This is a genomic window from bacterium Scap17 (genome assembly GCA_013376735.1).
Taxonomy (GTDB): domain Bacteria; phylum Pseudomonadota; class Gammaproteobacteria; order Pseudomonadales; family Halomonadaceae; genus Cobetia.
Genome location: VINJ01000001.1, coordinates 3,703,877 through 3,720,478, shown reverse-complemented (window position 1 = coordinate 3,720,478; position 16,602 = coordinate 3,703,877). Strand labels below are relative to the sequence as shown.

Genomic DNA, 16,602 nt, shown 5'->3' with positions numbered 1-16,602 from the left:
AGCGCTTACAGGATGTGGCGGCCCTCGACCGGCGTCAGCTGACCCTTCTTGAGGGTCGGGCCCATCTGGTTGCCGGAGGGCGCGCCCTGCGGGCTTTCCAGCGTGATCACCAGATCGCTGTCGGGGAAGGCGGCCAGATACTCCTTGGGCACCTCGACCTTCATGGTGCCGGAGTGCGGCAGGATGCCCAGTGACATCGGTTCCTTGCCATCCTTGGCCATCAGCCACAGCTCGCAGACCTTGCCGGGGGCCGGCGCTTCGGGCCTGACGGCCTGTACCATCATCTCGCCCGAGTGGGAGGCGTTGACGATCCAGCCGGGGCTGCTGTCAGGGTTGTTGACCACGAACACGTAGTCGCTCTCCATGCCTGCGTTGTGCCCCAGGCTGAAGGTCAGGGTGACTGCCAGCGCCAGGCTGAACGCCGTGGCGGTCATGCCCTGCCACAGGCCCAGGCGACGCCACCAGGGCTGACGGGCGGTCCCCGTCGCCTCGGCGATGCCTTGCCAGACATGGGCCGGTGGCGTGACGGGGGGAAGCTGTTCATTGAACACGTTGAGATGCTCGCGCCAGCGCTCCACATCACGTTGCAGGTCGTGGCTGACGGCCAGCAGTGACTCGAATGCCGCGCGCTCGTCGCGTGTCAATGTGCCGAGCGCATACTCGCCCGCTGCGGCTTCGCGCAGTTCCGGGTCGCTCAGATCAAATGACTCATGCATGTCTTCAACCTCTCGAGTCCACGACGGACCCAGCTCTTGACGGTGCCCAAGGGCTGGTCCAGTTGATTGGCCAGATCCTGGTGGGTGAGGCCTTCGAAGTAGGCCAGTTCCAGGGCGCGGCGTTGATCGTCATTCAGCTCGGCCAGGCACTGGTGGAGTTCACCACTGTGCTGGGCCAGGTCGACATCTGCCTCGATATCACTCCGCCCCGGCATGGCGGCGATCAATTCATCGCTGTCATGCTCGCTGGGTCGCTGTCGACGTATCCAGTCGATGGCGATGTTGCGGGTCATGGTGCCGAGCCAGGTCATCGGGCGGGCGCGGCCGGCGTCGTACTGGCTGGCGGCGGCCCATACCCGGATGTAGACCTGCTGAAGACAATCCTGCGCGGATGCCTCATGTCTCAAGATACGCAGCAACTGAGCGTATAGATGCGCACTGGTCGCTCGATAGAGCTGATCCAGTGCCTTGGCATCCTGCCGGGCGCATCCCGACAGATACTCAATCAGTGCATCATTTCGGGAATCCTGCATGCATGCATTCCAAGCTGTGGGCGCGGTGTCAGGCACCGCTGGACGAATGCGTGTTGCCGATCATGTTGCTCGACAACCAAAGATTATACTGATGCCACTTCAGGCTGATAGCCCTTCTTTATGCGTGCGGGCAACGGTTTGTTGCCGGTTCACGCTTGCGCAGGACGATCTGGAGTGCAAGGATAGGCCTAACACCTTTTTCATCGTCACCACTGGATATCGGCCCGCCCCATGAATCAGACCACCAGCCACCGCCCGTTCACTGTCGCTGCCTGCCCTTCGGGCCAGGTCGTGACGGCGGCGTGTGCGGCCGGCTATTGGTATTGGTTTACACAGGGGCGCGCCTGAGGTTACGGCGCGCCTGTCTCGCACGGGCTGCCACCACCTTGAAGAACCCCCGGTCGCAGCCACGGCCGGGGGTTCTTGCGTTTCGGGCCTTGCGAAATCCATGACGAGAGGCATGTCACCCTAACGTGCCGACAATGATTGCAGCATGAATGACGAGAGGAATGACCATGCGCACCACTATCCTGACTACCCGCTTTTCTCTTGCCTCCGCTCGGGTCGTGCATGGTTATTGGCGCTGGCGATTTAGCGGCGTCCTGCCTCTTTCCGCTGTCACCGCGGGGCAGGGCGAGCAACACCGGGGTGACGATTCGCGAAGTCCCTGTCTGTCAGAATGAATATTGCGTGATGGAGCCGAGGCTTCATCACAGGAGAGAAGACCATGAACGCCAGCCTTGAACGCGTGTTGACCGCCAACCCGCACACTGCCGACGCCACTGTTGACCCCTTGACTGCCGAGAACGCCACCGTGACCCGCTCTGATGCCGCCCAGACACTGACCACACCCGGACGCATCAGTCGTGAAGCCCTGCCCAGCGCCAGCGAATTGCGCGAGCAGCTGCCGGTGGACGCCGCCCTGGCCGGCCAGATTCGCCAGCATCGCGATGAGATCAACGCCATTCTCGCCGGCGACGATGATCGTCTGCTGGTGGTGGTCGGGCCGTGCTCCATCCATGATCTCAAGGCCGCGCGTGAGTACGCCCAGCGCCTGGCGGTGATCGAACCGCAGGTGCGTGATCGCCTCAAGCTGGTGATGCGTGTCTATGTCGAGAAGCCGCGCACCACAGTGGGCTGGAAGGGGCTGGCCTATGATCCGCATCTGGATGGCAGCGATGACATGGCTACCGGCCTGCGTCAGGCACGCGAGCTGATGCGCGAGATCAACCAGCTGGGCCTGCCGGTGGCGACTGAGCTGCTGCAGCCGCTGACCGCCGCCTACCTGGAAGACCTGCTCGGCTGGGCGGCCATCGGCGCCCGCACCACCGAGTCGCAGATCCATCGCGAGATGGCCTCCGGCCTCGGCTGTGCGGTGGGCTTCAAGAACGGCACTTACGGAGGCGTCGAGGTCGCCGTGCAGGCCATCGGGGCGGCGGCGCATGGGCATCGCCACTTCGGCATGGATGACAGCGGACGTCCGGCGCTGATCGAGACCGCGGGCAACCCGCATACCCATGTGGTGCTGCGCGGCGGTCATGGCCAGCCCAACCATGACGCCGCCTCGGTGGCCGCCTGCCGGCGTGAGCTGGAAGGCGCTGGCCTGACGCCGCGCCTGATGGTCGATTGCAGCCACGCCAATTCCCGCAAGGACCACCGCCGCCAGAGTGAAGTGATGCTGGATGTGCTCTCCCAGCGCCTGGCGGGGGATGATGCCTTGATCGGCGTGATGCTCGAGAGTCACCTCAATGAAGGCAAGCAGGCCTTGCCGGCAGCGGAGAAGCTCTCCCAACTGCGTCATGGCGTGTCCATCACCGATGCATGCCTTGGCTGGGAAACCACCGAGCACCTGCTGAGCCTGGCCGCCGAGCGCCTGCGTCAAGTCTGACATCAGGTGTCAGCCACTCGTCACGGCCGAAGATGACTCAGCGCTTGCACGCTATTTGCTGAATTCACCGAATGTCTCTGAGGTCCCCAGCGCCCAACGGTCGAAAGGCCGTTGGGCGCTGTCGTCTCTTGCCTTTGTTGCCCGTTCGTCACGGAATTGTCATCGGGCTCGCGTATCACTCTTGTTGCCTTTGGCAAGCCCGCATGCGGCATGCCTGAACAGAACAACCCGAAACCTGACTACGGGGAAGCGACATGAGCAAGGAAATCGAAGACCATCGCCTGCTGAATCCCAGCAGCAACGAGACGTTCTCATCCGTCATCGAACGACACATCTCGCGTCGTCGTGTCCTGCAGGGCGGCCTGGGCATGGCGGCGGCCAGCATGCTGGGTGGTTTCGGTCTTGCGGGGCTTAGCACCACGGCCAACGCCGCCAGCAATGCTGCGGGCGAGAAGACGGCTCTGGCACTGGCCTTCGAATCGATCAAGGGTTCACGCACGGATGCAGTCGTGGTTCCCAAGGGGTATACCGCACAGGTGCTGGCGCCGTGGGGCACGCCGCTCAATGCCAAGGCACCCAAGTGGAGCAAGGACCTGGCGATGACGCCGGAGATCCAGCTCAACACCGTCGGCATGCATCACGATGGCATGCACAACTTCGCCTTGAACGACGACACGGCCTCCAGCAACTTCCTGCTGGTCATGAACAACGAATACATCGATCAGGATGCTCTGTGGGCACCCAAGGGCGGTGCGACCAATGCGGATTCCGGCAAGCGTCCGGCCGATGAAGTGCGCACCGAGATCAATGCCCACGGCGTGACCATCGTCGAGGTCAAGAAGGCCAGCAATGGCAAGTGGGAAGTGGTGGGCGATTCGCGCTACAACCGCCGCTACACCAGCGCCAGCGAAATGAAGCTGAGCGGCCCGGTGGCGGGCAGCGATTACGTCAAGACGGCCTTCTCGCCGGATGGCATGCGCACCCGTGGTACCAACAACAACTGCGCCAACGGCTACACCCCGTGGGGCACCTACCTGACCTGTGAAGAGAACTGGCCGGGTTACTTCGTCAAGCGCAGCGATCGCCAGACCGATGACGATCGTCTAGGTATCGAGACCGAGCGCGGCCGTTATGGCTGGGAAACCGCCGCCGGGGATGCCAGTGAAGTCGATGGCGAGTTCGCGCGTTTCGACAACACGCCGACGGCAGACAGCGCCGACAAGGATTACCGCAACGAACCGCGGACCTTCGGCTATATCGTCGAGATCGACCCCTACACCGGCGAGCAGGCCATCAAGCGCACCGCGCTGGGCCGCTTCCGTCACGAAGGTTGCTGGCCGGGCAAGCTGGTCGAGGGTGAGCCAGTGGTCTTCTACTCCGGTCACGATTCGCGCAACGAGTACATCTACAAGTTCGTGTCGGACGCCAAGTGGGACGCCGCTGATGCCCGTGGCGCCGGTGACTTCAAGGACCGCCTGGCGATCGGCGACAAGTACCTGGACAAGGGCACGCTGTATGTTGCCCAGTTCTCCGCCGATGGCACCGGCACGTGGCTCAAGCTGACCCCGGACGCCGTGACCAAGGATGGCCGCACCCTGGCTGAGGCACTGGGACTGGCGGCCGATGACCTGGCTGGCATCATCATTCACACCACCGATGCGGCTGACCTGATGGGCGCGACCCCGATGGACCGTCCGGAGTGGGGCGCGGTGGACCCGGTGTCCGGTGAGGTCTACATGACGCTGACCAACAACTCCAAGCGCACCGAGGAAGGCACTGACGCCGCCTTCACCAACGATGGCACCGCCATCGAGGAGCCGGGTGTCGGTTACAAGACCGCGCCGACCAACGCGGCCAATCCGCGTGGCAACAACGAAGCGGGTCAGATCATCCGCTGGCGTGAAGCGGGCGATCACAAGGCCTTCGATTGGGAGATATTCGTGTTCGGCGCAGCGGCCAGCGATGCCGACAACCTGTCCGGCCTGACCGAGATGAACGAGTTCGCCAGTCCCGATGGCCTCTACTTCGACGGCCGCGAAGGGCAGGACAGCATCCTGTGGATCCAGACGGACAACGGCTACGAAGGCATCACCGAGGTCACCAATGACCAGCTGCTGGCGGTCGTGCCGGCAGGTCTCGAGCAGGGCGAGGGTGACGCGGCCGTGATCGGTGCCGACAACCAGGCGCAGCTCAAGCGCTTTGCGGTGGGTCCGAATGGTTGTGAAGTCACCGGGATCTTCACCACCCAGGACAAGACCGCGATGTTCATCAACATCCAGCACCCGGCCAACTGGCCGCAGAGCGATGACGCCACCGCCGCGACCGATGGCAGTGTGCGTGCCCGCGCCGCGACCGTGGTCATCCAGCGCGAAGACGGCGGCCAGATCGGCGTCTGATGAAAGCCGCGCGTCAGGTGTGAACGCGAAGCCCCCGTATCGATGATACGGGGGCTTTTTCATGCGCCTGAACCTGGCCCCGCTTCGCTTGAGGGTGCTTGGTCGATCAAGCGGGTGGGGAGGGCCAACGACAACGGCCCCCACGCAAGCGTGAGGGCCGAGAGTTCATGAGCTTTGTTCTGTCCTGACCTCGTCGAGCGCGATCAGGCCTTGGCGGCGTAGGCGAACAGCAGGGTTTCCTGCACGCTGATCGGTTCCGCGTCGCCGGCATCCAGCTGGGTGTAGTGGCCATCGCTTTCCAGACGCCAGCTCTGGCAGTTGTCGACCAGATAGGTGTCCAGGTCCTTGCGGATACGCTGGGCCAGCTTCTTGTCGAGCAGCGGGAAGCAGGTCTCGACGCGGTGGAACATGTTGCGCTCCATGTAATCCGCGCTGGAGCACCAGGTTTCCGGCTGACCGGCATTGTGGAAATGGAAGGTGCGCGTGTGTTCGAGGAAGCGACCGATCACCGAGCGTACGCGGATGTTGTCGGAAATTCCCGGCACGCCAGGGCGCAGACAGCAGACGCCGCGGATGATCAGGTCACACTGCACGCCAGCCCGCGAGGCGCGGTAGAGGGCGCGAATCAGCTTGGGCTCGGTCAGTGAGTTGCATTTGATGATGATGTGGGCGCGCTTGCCTTTCTCGGCGTTGCGCGCTTCACGGTCGATCATCTCCACCATGCGCTCATGCAGCGTGAAGGGCGCGTGCAGCAGCTTCTCGATATTGCGCTGCTTGCCCATGCCGGTCAGTTGCTGGAAGACCTTGTGGACGTCCTCGCACAGCGTCTCGTTGGCGGTCAGCAGGCTGTAATCGGTATACAGGCGTGCCGTCTTGGCATGGTAGTTACCGGTGCCAAGGTGCGCGTAGTGACGCAGCTCGCCGTGTTCACGTCGCACGATATGCAGCATCTTGGCGTGGGTCTTGTAGGCCATCACGCCGTAGATGACGATGGCGCCGGCTTCCTGCAGGCGTGAGGCCAGCTGCAGGTTGTCGGCCTCATCGAAGCGCGCCCGCAGCTCGATCACCACGGTGATCTCCTTGCCCTGACGTGCGGCTTCCACCAGCGAGGAGACGATGTTGGAGTCGGCGCCGGTGCGATAGAGGGTCTGCTTGATGGCCAGCACGTTCGGGTCACGTGCCGCCTCGGCGAGCAGGTTCTCGACCGGGGAGAAGGACTGGAAGGGGTGATGCAGCAGGATATCTTCGCGACGGATCGCATCGAACAGGCTGTTGTCGCCCTTGAGCGCCTTCGGAATACCCGGGGTGAACGGGGCGTAGAGCAGGTCCTCGCGGCCGACGTCGCCGATGACTTCCATCAGGCGGTTGAGGTTGACCGGGCCCTTGACCTGATAGAGGTCGCGCGTTTCCAGATCGAACTGCTGGAGCAGGAAGGTGTAGAGCGCTTCCGGGCAGTTGTCGGCCACCTCGAGACGCACCCCGTCGCCGTAGCGGCGCGCCAGCAGCTCGCCACGCAGCGCGGAGGCCAGGTCGGAGACATCCTCGGCATCCACCGAGAGATCGGCGTTGCGGGTCAGGCGGAACTGATAGCAGCCCTTGATCTTCATGCCCGGGAACAGTTCCTGGGCGTGAGCGTGGATCATCGAGGACAGGAAGACGTATTCGGTGTACCCCGGCTCGACGAGGCCATCCGGGATGCGGATCAGGCGCGGCAGCGAGCGCGGGGCCGGCAGGATGGCCAGGCCACCTTCACGGCCGAAGGCATCCTTGCCTTCCAGCTCGACGATGAAGTTGAGGCTCTTGTTGACCAGGCGCGGGAACGGGTGCGACGGGTCGAGACCGATCGGGCTGATGACCGGCTGGATCTCTTCCTCGAAGTAATCGCGCACCCAGGCCTTCTGGGCATCGTTCCACTGATTGCGACGACGGAAGCGGATGTGCTGCTCTTCCAGCGCGGGGATCAGGTCCTCGTTGAGCATGCGGTACTGGCGTTCTACCTGCTCATGCGTGATGCGGGACACCTCATCGAGCACCTTGCTCGGCAGCATGCCGTCACAGCCGGGATCGGTGCGATCGAAGGCGATCTGATGCTTGAGACCTGCCACGCGAATCTCGAAGAACTCGTCCATGTTGGACGTGAAGATCAGCAGGAACATCAAGCGGTTGAGCAGCGGATGCGAGGTATCCCTGGCCTGCTCGAGTACGCGGATGTTGAACTGCAGGTTGGACAGCTCGCGATTGAAGTACAGCGCCGGATCGCTGAGATCAGCTTCGGGGGAGGGGGTGGCCTTGGCATGGATACCGGTACGCGTCCGGTTGACGCGCAGGGGCAGCGGTTCCTGAGCCGGCGGCTCATCCGCCGCCAGCTCGATCTCGCCTTCCCGTGGGGTGGATGCTGCCTTGGGGGCAGCATCCTTGTCGCGACTGTCAGCGACTTTCGGCAGGGTCGCCGTGTTGTTGTCGGTGTCTTGCTTGGGCGTCTGTTCCATCATCAACTCCATGATCCCGGTCAGCCGCATCCGCAATGGCCGGGGTTGTCAAAGGCGGTTTTTCTGCGCCAGCAACTCGGCCGCCTGGCGAGCAAAATAGGTGAGGATGCCGTCGGCACCCGCACGCTTGAAGCACATCAGCGACTCGAGAATGACCTTGTCGGCATCCAGCCAACCGTTCTGGAAGGCCGCCATGTGCATGGCATATTCGCCACTGACCTGGTAGGCGAAGGTCGGCACTTCCAGTTCGCGCTTCACACGCGTTACCACATCAAGATAGGGCATGCCCGGCTTGACCATCACCATGTCAGCGCCCTCGGCGATGTCCATCGCCACCTCATGCAGGGCTTCGTCGCTGTTGGCGGGGTCCATCTGGTAGGTCTGCTTGTCGGCCTTGCCCAGATTGCCGCTCGAACCGACCGCGTCACGGAACGGGCCGTAGTAGTTGGAGGCGTATTTGGCCGAGTAGGCCATGATGCGCGTGTTGATCAGGCCTTCCTGCTCCAGCATGGCGCGGATGGAGCCGATGCGGCCATCCATCATGTCGGAGGGCGCGATGACATCGGCACCGGCTTCCGCGTGTGACAGCGCCTGCTTGATCAAGGTCTCGACGGTGCGGTCGTTGAGCACGTAGCCGTCTTCGTCGAGGATGCCGTCCTGACCGTGAACGGTGTAGGGGTCGAGCGCGACATCCGTGATGACGCCCAGCTCCGGCAGCGCTTCCTTCAAGGCGCGCACGCAACGCTGCACCAGGCCGTTGGCGTTGTAGGATTCTTCGGCATACAGCGTCTTGGCCTCGGCATCGACCACCGGGAAGAGCGCGATGGCCGGTACGCCCAGCGCGTGGACGGCGCGGCATTCTTCGACCATGAGGTCGATGGATAGGCGCTCGACGCCCGGCATGCTGGGCACGGCTTCACGACGCTGGGAGCCTTCGAGAACGAAGACCGGCAGGATCAGATCATCGGCCGTCAGCTGATTTTCACGCATCAGGCGGCGAGAGAAGTCGTCCTTGCGCATACGGCGCATACGAGTCGCAGGAAACTGGCGCGGGGTACGTTGGCTCAAGAAATGCTCTCCGGGTCGGGTGGTCCGCTCCCGTGATGGTCGCAGGCAGTCTAGGTCTATAATATTTCATTAATATTACAGTGATGCCAGCGGTCATGGGGCAAGGCCGGTCACGTGAGGTGCCAGCAGGGGCTGAACATGACGACAAGGCGTCTGTCGGGCGACGAGAAGACCTGGCTTGCGGCCTGCAAGTGGGTGGCCCGTGACGGAAGCCGTCGTCCCTGTGGCAGGGTCAATTGAGTATATCAGCGTTGACTTGTGGCCACAGGCGCAGGAGATGTGTCGCGGTGTCGCGCCTCATGCACGGCCCTGATGGGGCGGGTGTTGGGCCTGACAGACCCCTCCGGACAACTGCGGCAAGCCTCCGGCACCAGAGCCTTGATGACATGCGAGTGGACGAGGAGCAGCACTTGAGTTGTGCCAGGGCCGCCCATAGTCTTGAGAGGATGCGCAGTGACATGCCTCGCCTGCACGCCTGTCACTGTCTGCCGCGTGGCGGTCGCGCAGCTTCGGTGCCGCTGAAGCGTCTTGTGCTTGGCATGACGCCGGGCATGAAATGAGGCTCGGTATTCGAATCAGTCACGCGCTTGTATTAGTCTTTTCTGACCTGTCCGGCAATCGCCGCGCACAGCTCATCGTCAATGGAGTAACCCATGACCAAGCAGGTAGCCCTGATCCTATCCGGTTGCGGTGTCTTTGATGGCTCCGAGATCTACGAAACTACCCTGACGCTGCTGCGTCTCGATCAGCTGGGCATTGCCTATGAGTGCTTTGCACCGGATGTCGCGCAGCATCACGTGATCAATCACGGCACTGGCGACGAGATGGAGGAGACCCGCAACGTGCTGGTCGAGTCCGCGCGTCTGGCACGTGGCAAGGTGCGCCCGCTGGAAGAGCTGTCAGCGGACGACTTCGATGCACTGATCCTGCCCGGTGGCTTCGGCGCCGCCAAGAACCTCAGCAACTTTGCCGTCAAGGGCGAGGACCTCGAACTCGTCGACGGCCTGCAGGACGCGGTACAGCCCTTCCACGCGGCCGGCAAGCCGATCGGCGTGATGTGCATCGCACCGGTGATGGTGCCCAAGCTGTTGGGTGAGGGCATCTCGCTCACCATCGGCAACGACGCCAGTGTCTCCGGGGCGATCAGCGCTCAGGGCGGCCTGCACAAGAGCTGTGAGGTGACGGATATCGTGGTCGACGCCGCCAATCGTATCGTCACCACTCCCGCCTACATGCTGGCGGAGCGCATCTCCGAGGCGGCCGAAGGCATCTTCAAGCTGGTCGAGCGTATCGACAGCTGGATCGAGGAAGACCAGGCGCGTGCCGCCGAGCAGGACTGACCTCGACACGCCGGTGCGTCTGGCGTGATAGCGCGCGCCTGGTATGAGCAAGTTCCTCAGAAAGCCCTGGAAACAAAAAACCCTAGAAACAGAAAGCCCCGTCGGTTCACCGGCGGGGCTTTCTGTTTTGATGCTTTGATTCTGAGGCTCTGTTTCGGGCGCCCTGTTTCTAATGCCCAACTGCTGGCAGCCACGTTCAGGGCGTGTCCTGCGATGCCTCATCGTCTGAGACCGCACGCCGACGCTTGAAGAGGCGCGAGGCCAGAATACCGACCTCGAACAGCAACCACATCGGAATCGCCAGCAGTGACTGTGAGATCACGTCCGGCGGTGTCAGCAGCATGCCGACCACGAAGCAGGCGATCACGATGTAGGGACGCTTCTTGCTCAGGGCTTCCACGGACGTCGCGCCAGTCCAGATCAGCAGGAAGGTCGCGATGGGGATCTCGAAGGCGACCCCGAAGGCGAAGAACAGCTTGAGGACAAAATTCAGATACTGATTGATGTCCGTCATGATCGCCACGCTCTCGGGGCCCGTGGTAGTGAAGAACTGGAACAACAGTGGGAAGACGACATAGTAGGCGAAGGCCGCGCCGGCATAGAACAGCAGGATGCTGGAGGCCAGCAGTGGCAACGCCAACGCCTTCTCGTTCTCGTAGAGGCCCGGCGCGATGAAGGCCCAGGCCTGATGGAGCACGGCGGGAATCGCCAGGAACAGCGCTACCACCAATGTCAGCTTGAAGGGCGCCAGGAAGGGCGAGGCCACTTCGGTGGCGATCATCTGCGAACCCGGTGGCAGCAATGCCATCAGCGGTTCGGCGACATACAGGTAGATCTGGTTGGAAAAGCCGTACAGCGCGGCGAATACCACCAGCACCACCAGGGTGGCGCGCAGCAGGCGTGAGCGTAGCTCGATCAGATGCTCGATGAGCGGCGCATGTGCGGCGTCGCCCTGACCACCTGACGGTGAGGCATGTGGATCACTCATCAGGAACGTGGCTCTCGTGATTCACGGGTGTCGGAAGCAGTGCTCGGCTCGGTGGCCGGCGCACCATTCTCGGCAGGACGGGGGCTTGTCTCAGCGCCGGAAGCGCCTGCATCGCGGGGCGTGCTGGACTCGGTGATGCCGCGCTCGACATCGCGTGCCTCGTTGCGCGCATGAGCGAGCGTCTCATCGAGCTGCTTCTTCTGCTCGTTGAGTGTCTGACGCAGTTCCTCGGCTTCCAGCTGGGCACTGATTTCCTGCTGAATGCCCGAGACACTGCGCTTGATGCGTCCCAGCCACAGACCCGCAGTGCGGGCGGCCCGGGGCAGACGCTCCGGGCCGAGCACGATCAGCGCCAGCAGCGCGATCAATGCCAGTTCAAAAAAGCCGATATCGAACATGCGGGTTACGAGCGCTTGTCAGCGGTATCGCGGCTCTCGGCCTCGACATCGATGGTGTCGCCACGCTTTTCCTCATGCGCGACCTTCTGCTGGGCTGTCGGCTCGTCGCTCTTGTTCTCTTCTTCCTTCATCGCGCCCTTGAAGCCCTTCACGGCACCGCCGAGATCAGAGCCGACGTTGCGCAGCTTCTTGGTTCCGAAGATCAGGATGATGATGCCGAGCACGATGAGAAGCTGCCAGATACTGATGCCACCTAACATGGGGAATTCTCCATTTGGGCCGCTGACACCGGGTCATTGGGCCTTGAGACTTGCAGGGTGCTGGCACCTCTGCCGGAAAGCCGGCTTGCGCCGGAATGATATGGGTCCTTCACTGGCCGCGAGCGGCCTTTTCATCATGGCCGGAAACACCGAAGCGGCGCGCCAGCTCATCCAGCACTTCCTGATGATCCAGCCCCAGATGCGACAGCATGACCAGTGAATGGAACCACAGGTCAGCGGTCTCACCGATCACTGCACGCTGCGAGTCCACGTCGTCGTGAGCGAAATCCTTGGCGGCCAGTACGGTTTCGGTCGCCTCTTCGCCAATCTTCTCCAGTACCTTGTTGAGGCCCTTGTGGTGCAGGCTCGCGACATAGGAGGAGGTCGGGTCAGCGTCGCGCCGTTCTGCCAGTACCACTGACAGACGGTTGAGAATATCACTCATGAATCATCATTCCTGAAAGCTTGGGTCTTGCGTTAAGTCATCGAGTTCTGCGCTGACGGCACATCTTGCACGGCAAACGGCACGGCGTGGGCAGGCGACTCAGGATGCAAGTGTTATATGTCATTCATATTGCACTGCGTCCCATGGGGCGGCAAGTGTCGTTGCGCGCCGGGCCAGTCAGGCCATCATGTCTGCCTGCGGCTAGCGCCACAGCAATAACACGATTCCCAGGCCTGCGCCCACCAGTACCGTCACGGGCTGGGTCTCCGCCCAGGCCATCAGGGGCTGCCAGCCGAAGGCGATGGCGAGCAGCAGTCCGCCGGCACGCAGGCGCCAGCCGGTGCTGGAGGCGTGGTTGACGCGGTCCCGCAGGGTCGCCAGTGCTTCGGTCTGGCGCTGGCGGGCGCGATGCTCGTCCTCGATGCGCTGCATGGCCTGGAAAGCCATCGCCGGCAGCTGGGGCAGCTGATGTGACAGCTCCGGTGCCTGCTTGACCATCTCGGCCCAGAACGCCTTGGGGCCGGCGCGCTCCTTCATCCAGCGCTCCAGATAGGGGCGGGCGGTGGCCCACAGGTCGAGGTCCGGATACAGCTGGCGGCCGAGGCCCTCGATGTTGAGCAGTGTCTTCTGCAGCAACACCAGCTGTGGCTGGACTTCCATGTTGAAGCGGCGCGCGGTCTGGAACAGCCCCAGCAGAACCTGGCCGAAGCTGATGTCCTTGAGCGGCTTCTCGAGAATCGGCTCGCAGACGGCGCGGATGGCGGCGGCGAATTCGTTGGCGCGCGTGCCTTCGCCGACCCAGCCGGACTCGATGTGCAGCGCCGCGACCTCGTAGTAATCCTGGCGGAAGAAGGCCAACAGGTTGCGGGCCAGATAGTCCTGGTCCTCGCGGGTGAGGCTGCCGACGATGCCGCAGTCGATGGCGATGAACTGCGGGTCGTGCGGGTTCTCGCGCGAGACGAAGATGTTGCCGGGGTGCATGTCGGCGTGGAAGAAGTTGTCGCGGAATACCTGGGTGAAGAAGATTTCCACGCCGCGCTCGGCCAGCTTCTTGAGATCGGTGCCCTGCGCGGTCAGCTCCTCGATATCGGCCACCGGGATGCCGCGGATGCGTTCCTGCACCATCACGCGGCGGCCCGTCAGTGGCCAGTGGATGGCCGGGACGTAGAGCAGCGGCGAGTCGAGGAAGTTGCGCTTGAGCTGGGAGGTGTTGGCGGCCTCCTTGTGCATGTCGAGCTCGTCGAACAGCGTCGCTTCGTAGTCGGCGACGACTTCGACCGGGCGCAGGCGGCGGGCCTCCGGTGAGGCCTTCATCAACAGGCGCGCGAACATGTAGAGCAGGCCGATATCCTTGCGCATCACTTCCTCGATGCGCGGCCGTATGACCTTGACCACCACGTCCGAGCCATCGTGCAGGCGTGCGGCATGTACCTGGGCGATGGAGGCGGAGGCCAGGGGTTGGGCCTCGAATTCGGCGAAGGCTTCCTCGACCGACATCTCGAGTTCCTGCTCGACCAGCTCCCGCGCGACCTGGTTCTCGAACGGTGGCACCTGATCCTGCAGGCGCTTGAGTTCGTCGGCGATGTCCGGCGGCAGCAGGTCGCGGCGGGTCGAGAGCATCTGACCGAACTTGATGAAGATCGGGCCGAGGGCCTCGAGCGCGAGACGCAGACGCTCGCCGCGCGTGCGTCTGCCGATGGGGAACAGACGCAGCGGCGACAGCTTGAGCAGCGGGCGCAGCAGGGCCGGCACGCGCCCCGGCGGCACCAGGTCGTCGAGGCGGTAGCGGGCGATGACCCACAGGATGCTCAGCAGGCGATAGAGTCTCACGACGGCTGGCACTCCCGCTCGGCAGGTTGATGAGAGGTGGCGGTCTCGAGATGACGGCGCAGCCGCGCCAGACGCGCTTCGGTGCGATCCAGACACTGGGTCAGCTCGGTCAGCTCGTCACGCGCGACCCGCATCTGCGCCTGACCGGGCAGCCAGCGCACCTCCTCGGTGAGGTACTCGCGCAGGTCCAGCTCCAGCTCGCGGCGGCTGATCAGGCCGAAGCGCCCGAGGCTGCGCAGGCCGTTGGCCAGGCTATGGCCGGGGGCTTCGCCGAACCACTCACTGAGCGCGCCTTCCCAATCCAGGTCGAGGTCCATCACCAGGTCACGGGCGCTTTCCAGCAGATGGATGCGGCCACGCACCGCGAGGCGGCCCTCGAACATCAGGCGCTCGATGGATTCACCGGACAGCAGGGCGGCGGCGGTCTCCATGTCGAGCTCCACCACCACGTCGCCATCGCTCTCGTTGGCCTGGGGCAGGCGCAACAGGTGCAGGCCCTGCAGGTCGAAATGCACGAGCAGGTCGAAGGCGGGGCGTTCGACACGTACCAGCAGGCGTCGGCCTGCCAGTGCCTCAAGGCGCGACGTCGAGGCCGGGTCGCGAGCCAGCAGCTGATTCAGCGTCCGCTCAGCGGTCGCCAACAGCAGGGGGGTCAGCAATGCCATGACAGCCTCAGAGCTTGATACCGCGGTGCAACGCGACGATGCCGCCCGTCAGGTTGGTGTACTCGACACGCTCGAGACCGGCCTCTTCCATCATGCCGGCCAGGGTCTTCTGGTCGGGGTGCATGCGAATGGACTCGGCCAGGTAGCGGTAGGAGTCGGCGTCTCCGGCGACCATCTCGCCCATCTTCGGCAGCAGTCGGAAGCTGTACTGGTCGTAGGCGGTGGACAGCAGCGGGTTGACCGGCTTGGAGAATTCCAGCACCAGCAGGCGGCCACCCGGCTTGAGGATGCGCTGCATGGAGCGCAGGGCCTTGGCCTGATCGGTGACGTTGCGCAGCCCGAAGGCGATGGTGATGATGTCGAAGGTGTTGTCCGGGAAGGGCAGGGCTTCGGCATTGGCCTGTACGTATTCGACATTGCCACCGACGCCACGGTCGAGCAGCTTGTCGCGACCGACGTTGAGCATCGAGGCGTTGATGTCGGCCAGCACCACGCGGCCTTTCGGGCCGACCAGACGCGAGAACTTCAGCGTCAGGTCACCGGTGCCGCCGGCGATGTCCAGCACCGATTGGCCGGGACGGGCGCCGGCACGCTCCAGGGTGATGCGCTTCCACAGACGGTGGATGCCGAACGACATCAGGTCATTCATCACGTCGTACTTGGCGGCGACACTGTGGAAGACATCCGCGACGCGGCCTGCCTTCTCGTCCACGGCAACTTCCTGATAACCGAAGTGAGTCGTACGCTTGTCCATGACTTCCCCTGTTGTGACGCCGCCGTGGCGACGTCAGCACGATATGGTGAGCTTTCGCAGTGGCTCGATTGTAACCGCTGGCCAGCGGGCTGTCTTTTGGCAAGACGTCGACTCGGACATCTTGCCGCGCCAGTGACATCAGTGGCTTACAGCTGGTTGAGCGGAATGCCCAGTGGTTCGCGCGAGGCGCCGGCCTCTTCTAGCTGACGCAGGTAGTAGGCCCACATGGCGTCGCGGCGATTGGCCAGTTCCCACAGGTATTCCCAGGTATACAGGCCGCTGTCATGGCCATCATCGAAGTGCAGCTTCAGCGCGTAGCGGCCGCTCTGGGTGATGTTGGTCAGCCCGACGTAGCGCATGCCGACCTGCAGGGTTTCCTGGCCGACACCGTGGCCACGCACTTCCGCCGACGGCGACATCACGCGCAGGAATTCGGTGCTCAGGCGGAAGCTCTGGCCATCGGCGTAGCCCAGTTCCAGTTCGCGCTGTGACTTGTGGTAGTGCACTCGTGTCGGTACCGGGGCCTCTTCGCCATCGCGGGCATGGCGCTCGTTGAGGCGGTAGTCGCGTTGCTGGCCGCTGGGATCAGCGTCGTGGGACGCGGCGGCATTCCTGGGGGTGTCGTGGCTCATCGGGGCATCCTCGGGCTTGGCATGCCGCGCGGTGGCGCAGGGCGGCATGGCGAAGGCAGATAGGCGTCGAGCGCGGCGCTTGGCCGGTCGATGTGTCTGGTGCGCATGATGCACTGACGCCCGATCCGGGCCAAGCCGGATCGGGCGTCAGAAGTCCCCTCAGGAACGGGACTGGCTTCCATGAGGGGCTGTCAGGCGCG

15 protein-coding genes are annotated in these 16,602 nt (G+C 63.5%); 3 read left to right on the top strand and 12 right to left on the bottom strand.

The annotated features are described in order from the left end of the window. Window positions 1-5: 5 nt before the first annotated feature. Window positions 6-716 (bottom strand): hypothetical protein, encoded by a 711-nt coding sequence (locus FLM52_15780; GenBank protein ID NVN57197.1) that lies wholly within the window; start codon window positions 714-716, stop codon window positions 6-8. Further along, window positions 695-1,249 carry a sigma-70 family RNA polymerase sigma factor gene (locus FLM52_15775; GenBank protein ID NVN57196.1) on the bottom strand — a complete coding sequence of 185 codons (555 nt, stop codon included), beginning with the start codon at window positions 1,247-1,249 and terminating at the stop codon, window positions 695-697. Before FLM52_15775 ends, FLM52_15780 begins: the two co-directional genes overlap by 22 nt. Before the next feature lie 727 nt (window positions 1,250-1,976). Between FLM52_15775 and FLM52_15770 the strand changes: the two genes are divergently transcribed. Continuing rightward, window positions 1,977-3,137: a 3-deoxy-7-phosphoheptulonate synthase gene (locus tag FLM52_15770; protein NVN57195.1), complete on the top strand. Its 1,161-nt coding sequence runs from the start codon at window positions 1,977-1,979 to the stop codon at window positions 3,135-3,137. A gap of 254 nt (window positions 3,138-3,391) precedes the next feature. Then, on the top strand, window positions 3,392-5,533 hold the full coding sequence (locus FLM52_15765; protein NVN57194.1) for a PhoX family phosphatase: 2,142 nt from the start codon (window positions 3,392-3,394) through the stop codon (window positions 5,531-5,533). 203 nt (window positions 5,534-5,736) lie between these two features. Here the strand turns inward: FLM52_15765 and ppk1 are convergent, their stop codons facing one another. Together ppk1 and hemB are read right to left on the bottom strand one after the other, a co-directional pair. Beyond that, window positions 5,737-8,022 (bottom strand): polyphosphate kinase 1, encoded by a 2,286-nt coding sequence (gene ppk1, locus FLM52_15760; protein NVN57193.1) that lies wholly within the window; start codon window positions 8,020-8,022, stop codon window positions 5,737-5,739. A 48-nt stretch (window positions 8,023-8,070) separates the two neighbouring features. Continuing rightward, window positions 8,071-9,090 carry a porphobilinogen synthase gene (gene hemB / locus FLM52_15755; protein ID NVN57192.1) on the bottom strand — a complete coding sequence of 340 codons (1,020 nt, stop codon included), beginning with the start codon at window positions 9,088-9,090 and terminating at the stop codon, window positions 8,071-8,073. A 653-nt stretch (window positions 9,091-9,743) separates the two neighbouring features. Between hemB and elbB the strand changes: the two genes are divergently transcribed. Beyond that, window positions 9,744-10,430, top strand: a complete 687-nt coding sequence (elbB, locus tag FLM52_15750; GenBank protein NVN57191.1) for an isoprenoid biosynthesis glyoxalase ElbB — start codon at window positions 9,744-9,746, stop codon at window positions 10,428-10,430. A 196-nt stretch (window positions 10,431-10,626) separates the two neighbouring features. Here elbB and tatC read toward each other — a convergent pair whose 3' ends face one another. From tatC to FLM52_15710, 8 genes are all read right to left on the bottom strand, one after another. After that, window positions 10,627-11,418, bottom strand: coding sequence for a twin-arginine translocase subunit TatC (gene tatC / locus FLM52_15745; GenBank protein NVN57190.1), 792 nt, complete (start codon window positions 11,416-11,418; stop codon window positions 10,627-10,629). Further along, window positions 11,418-11,816 (bottom strand): twin-arginine translocase subunit TatB, encoded by a 399-nt coding sequence (gene tatB, locus FLM52_15740; protein NVN57189.1) that lies wholly within the window; start codon window positions 11,814-11,816, stop codon window positions 11,418-11,420. Before tatB ends, tatC begins: the two co-directional genes overlap by 1 nt. 5 nt (window positions 11,817-11,821) lie before the next feature. Then, the gene (gene tatA / locus FLM52_15735) at window positions 11,822-12,076 is read right to left on the bottom strand and encodes a Sec-independent protein translocase subunit TatA (GenBank protein ID NVN57188.1); all 255 of its coding nucleotides are present in this window, start codon (window positions 12,074-12,076) and stop codon (window positions 11,822-11,824) included. A 109-nt stretch (window positions 12,077-12,185) separates the two neighbouring features. Continuing rightward, window positions 12,186-12,521, bottom strand: a complete 336-nt coding sequence (locus FLM52_15730) for a phosphoribosyl-ATP diphosphatase (protein ID NVN57187.1) — start codon at window positions 12,519-12,521, stop codon at window positions 12,186-12,188. A 201-nt stretch (window positions 12,522-12,722) separates the two neighbouring features. Further along, window positions 12,723-14,351 carry a ubiquinone biosynthesis regulatory protein kinase UbiB gene (gene ubiB, locus FLM52_15725; protein ID NVN57186.1) on the bottom strand — a complete coding sequence of 543 codons (1,629 nt, stop codon included), beginning with the start codon at window positions 14,349-14,351 and terminating at the stop codon, window positions 12,723-12,725. After that, window positions 14,348-15,016 (bottom strand): hypothetical protein, encoded by a 669-nt coding sequence (locus FLM52_15720; GenBank protein NVN57185.1) that lies wholly within the window; start codon window positions 15,014-15,016, stop codon window positions 14,348-14,350. Before FLM52_15720 ends, ubiB begins: the two co-directional genes overlap by 4 nt. 7 nt (window positions 15,017-15,023) lie before the next feature. Then, the gene (gene ubiE, locus FLM52_15715; GenBank protein NVN57184.1) at window positions 15,024-15,770 is read right to left on the bottom strand and encodes a bifunctional demethylmenaquinone methyltransferase/2-methoxy-6-polyprenyl-1,4-benzoquinol methylase UbiE; all 747 of its coding nucleotides are present in this window, start codon (window positions 15,768-15,770) and stop codon (window positions 15,024-15,026) included. A 146-nt stretch (window positions 15,771-15,916) separates the two neighbouring features. Further along, window positions 15,917-16,402 (bottom strand): DUF971 domain-containing protein, encoded by a 486-nt coding sequence (locus tag FLM52_15710; protein NVN57183.1) that lies wholly within the window; start codon window positions 16,400-16,402, stop codon window positions 15,917-15,919. Window positions 16,403-16,602: the final 200 nt, after the last annotated feature.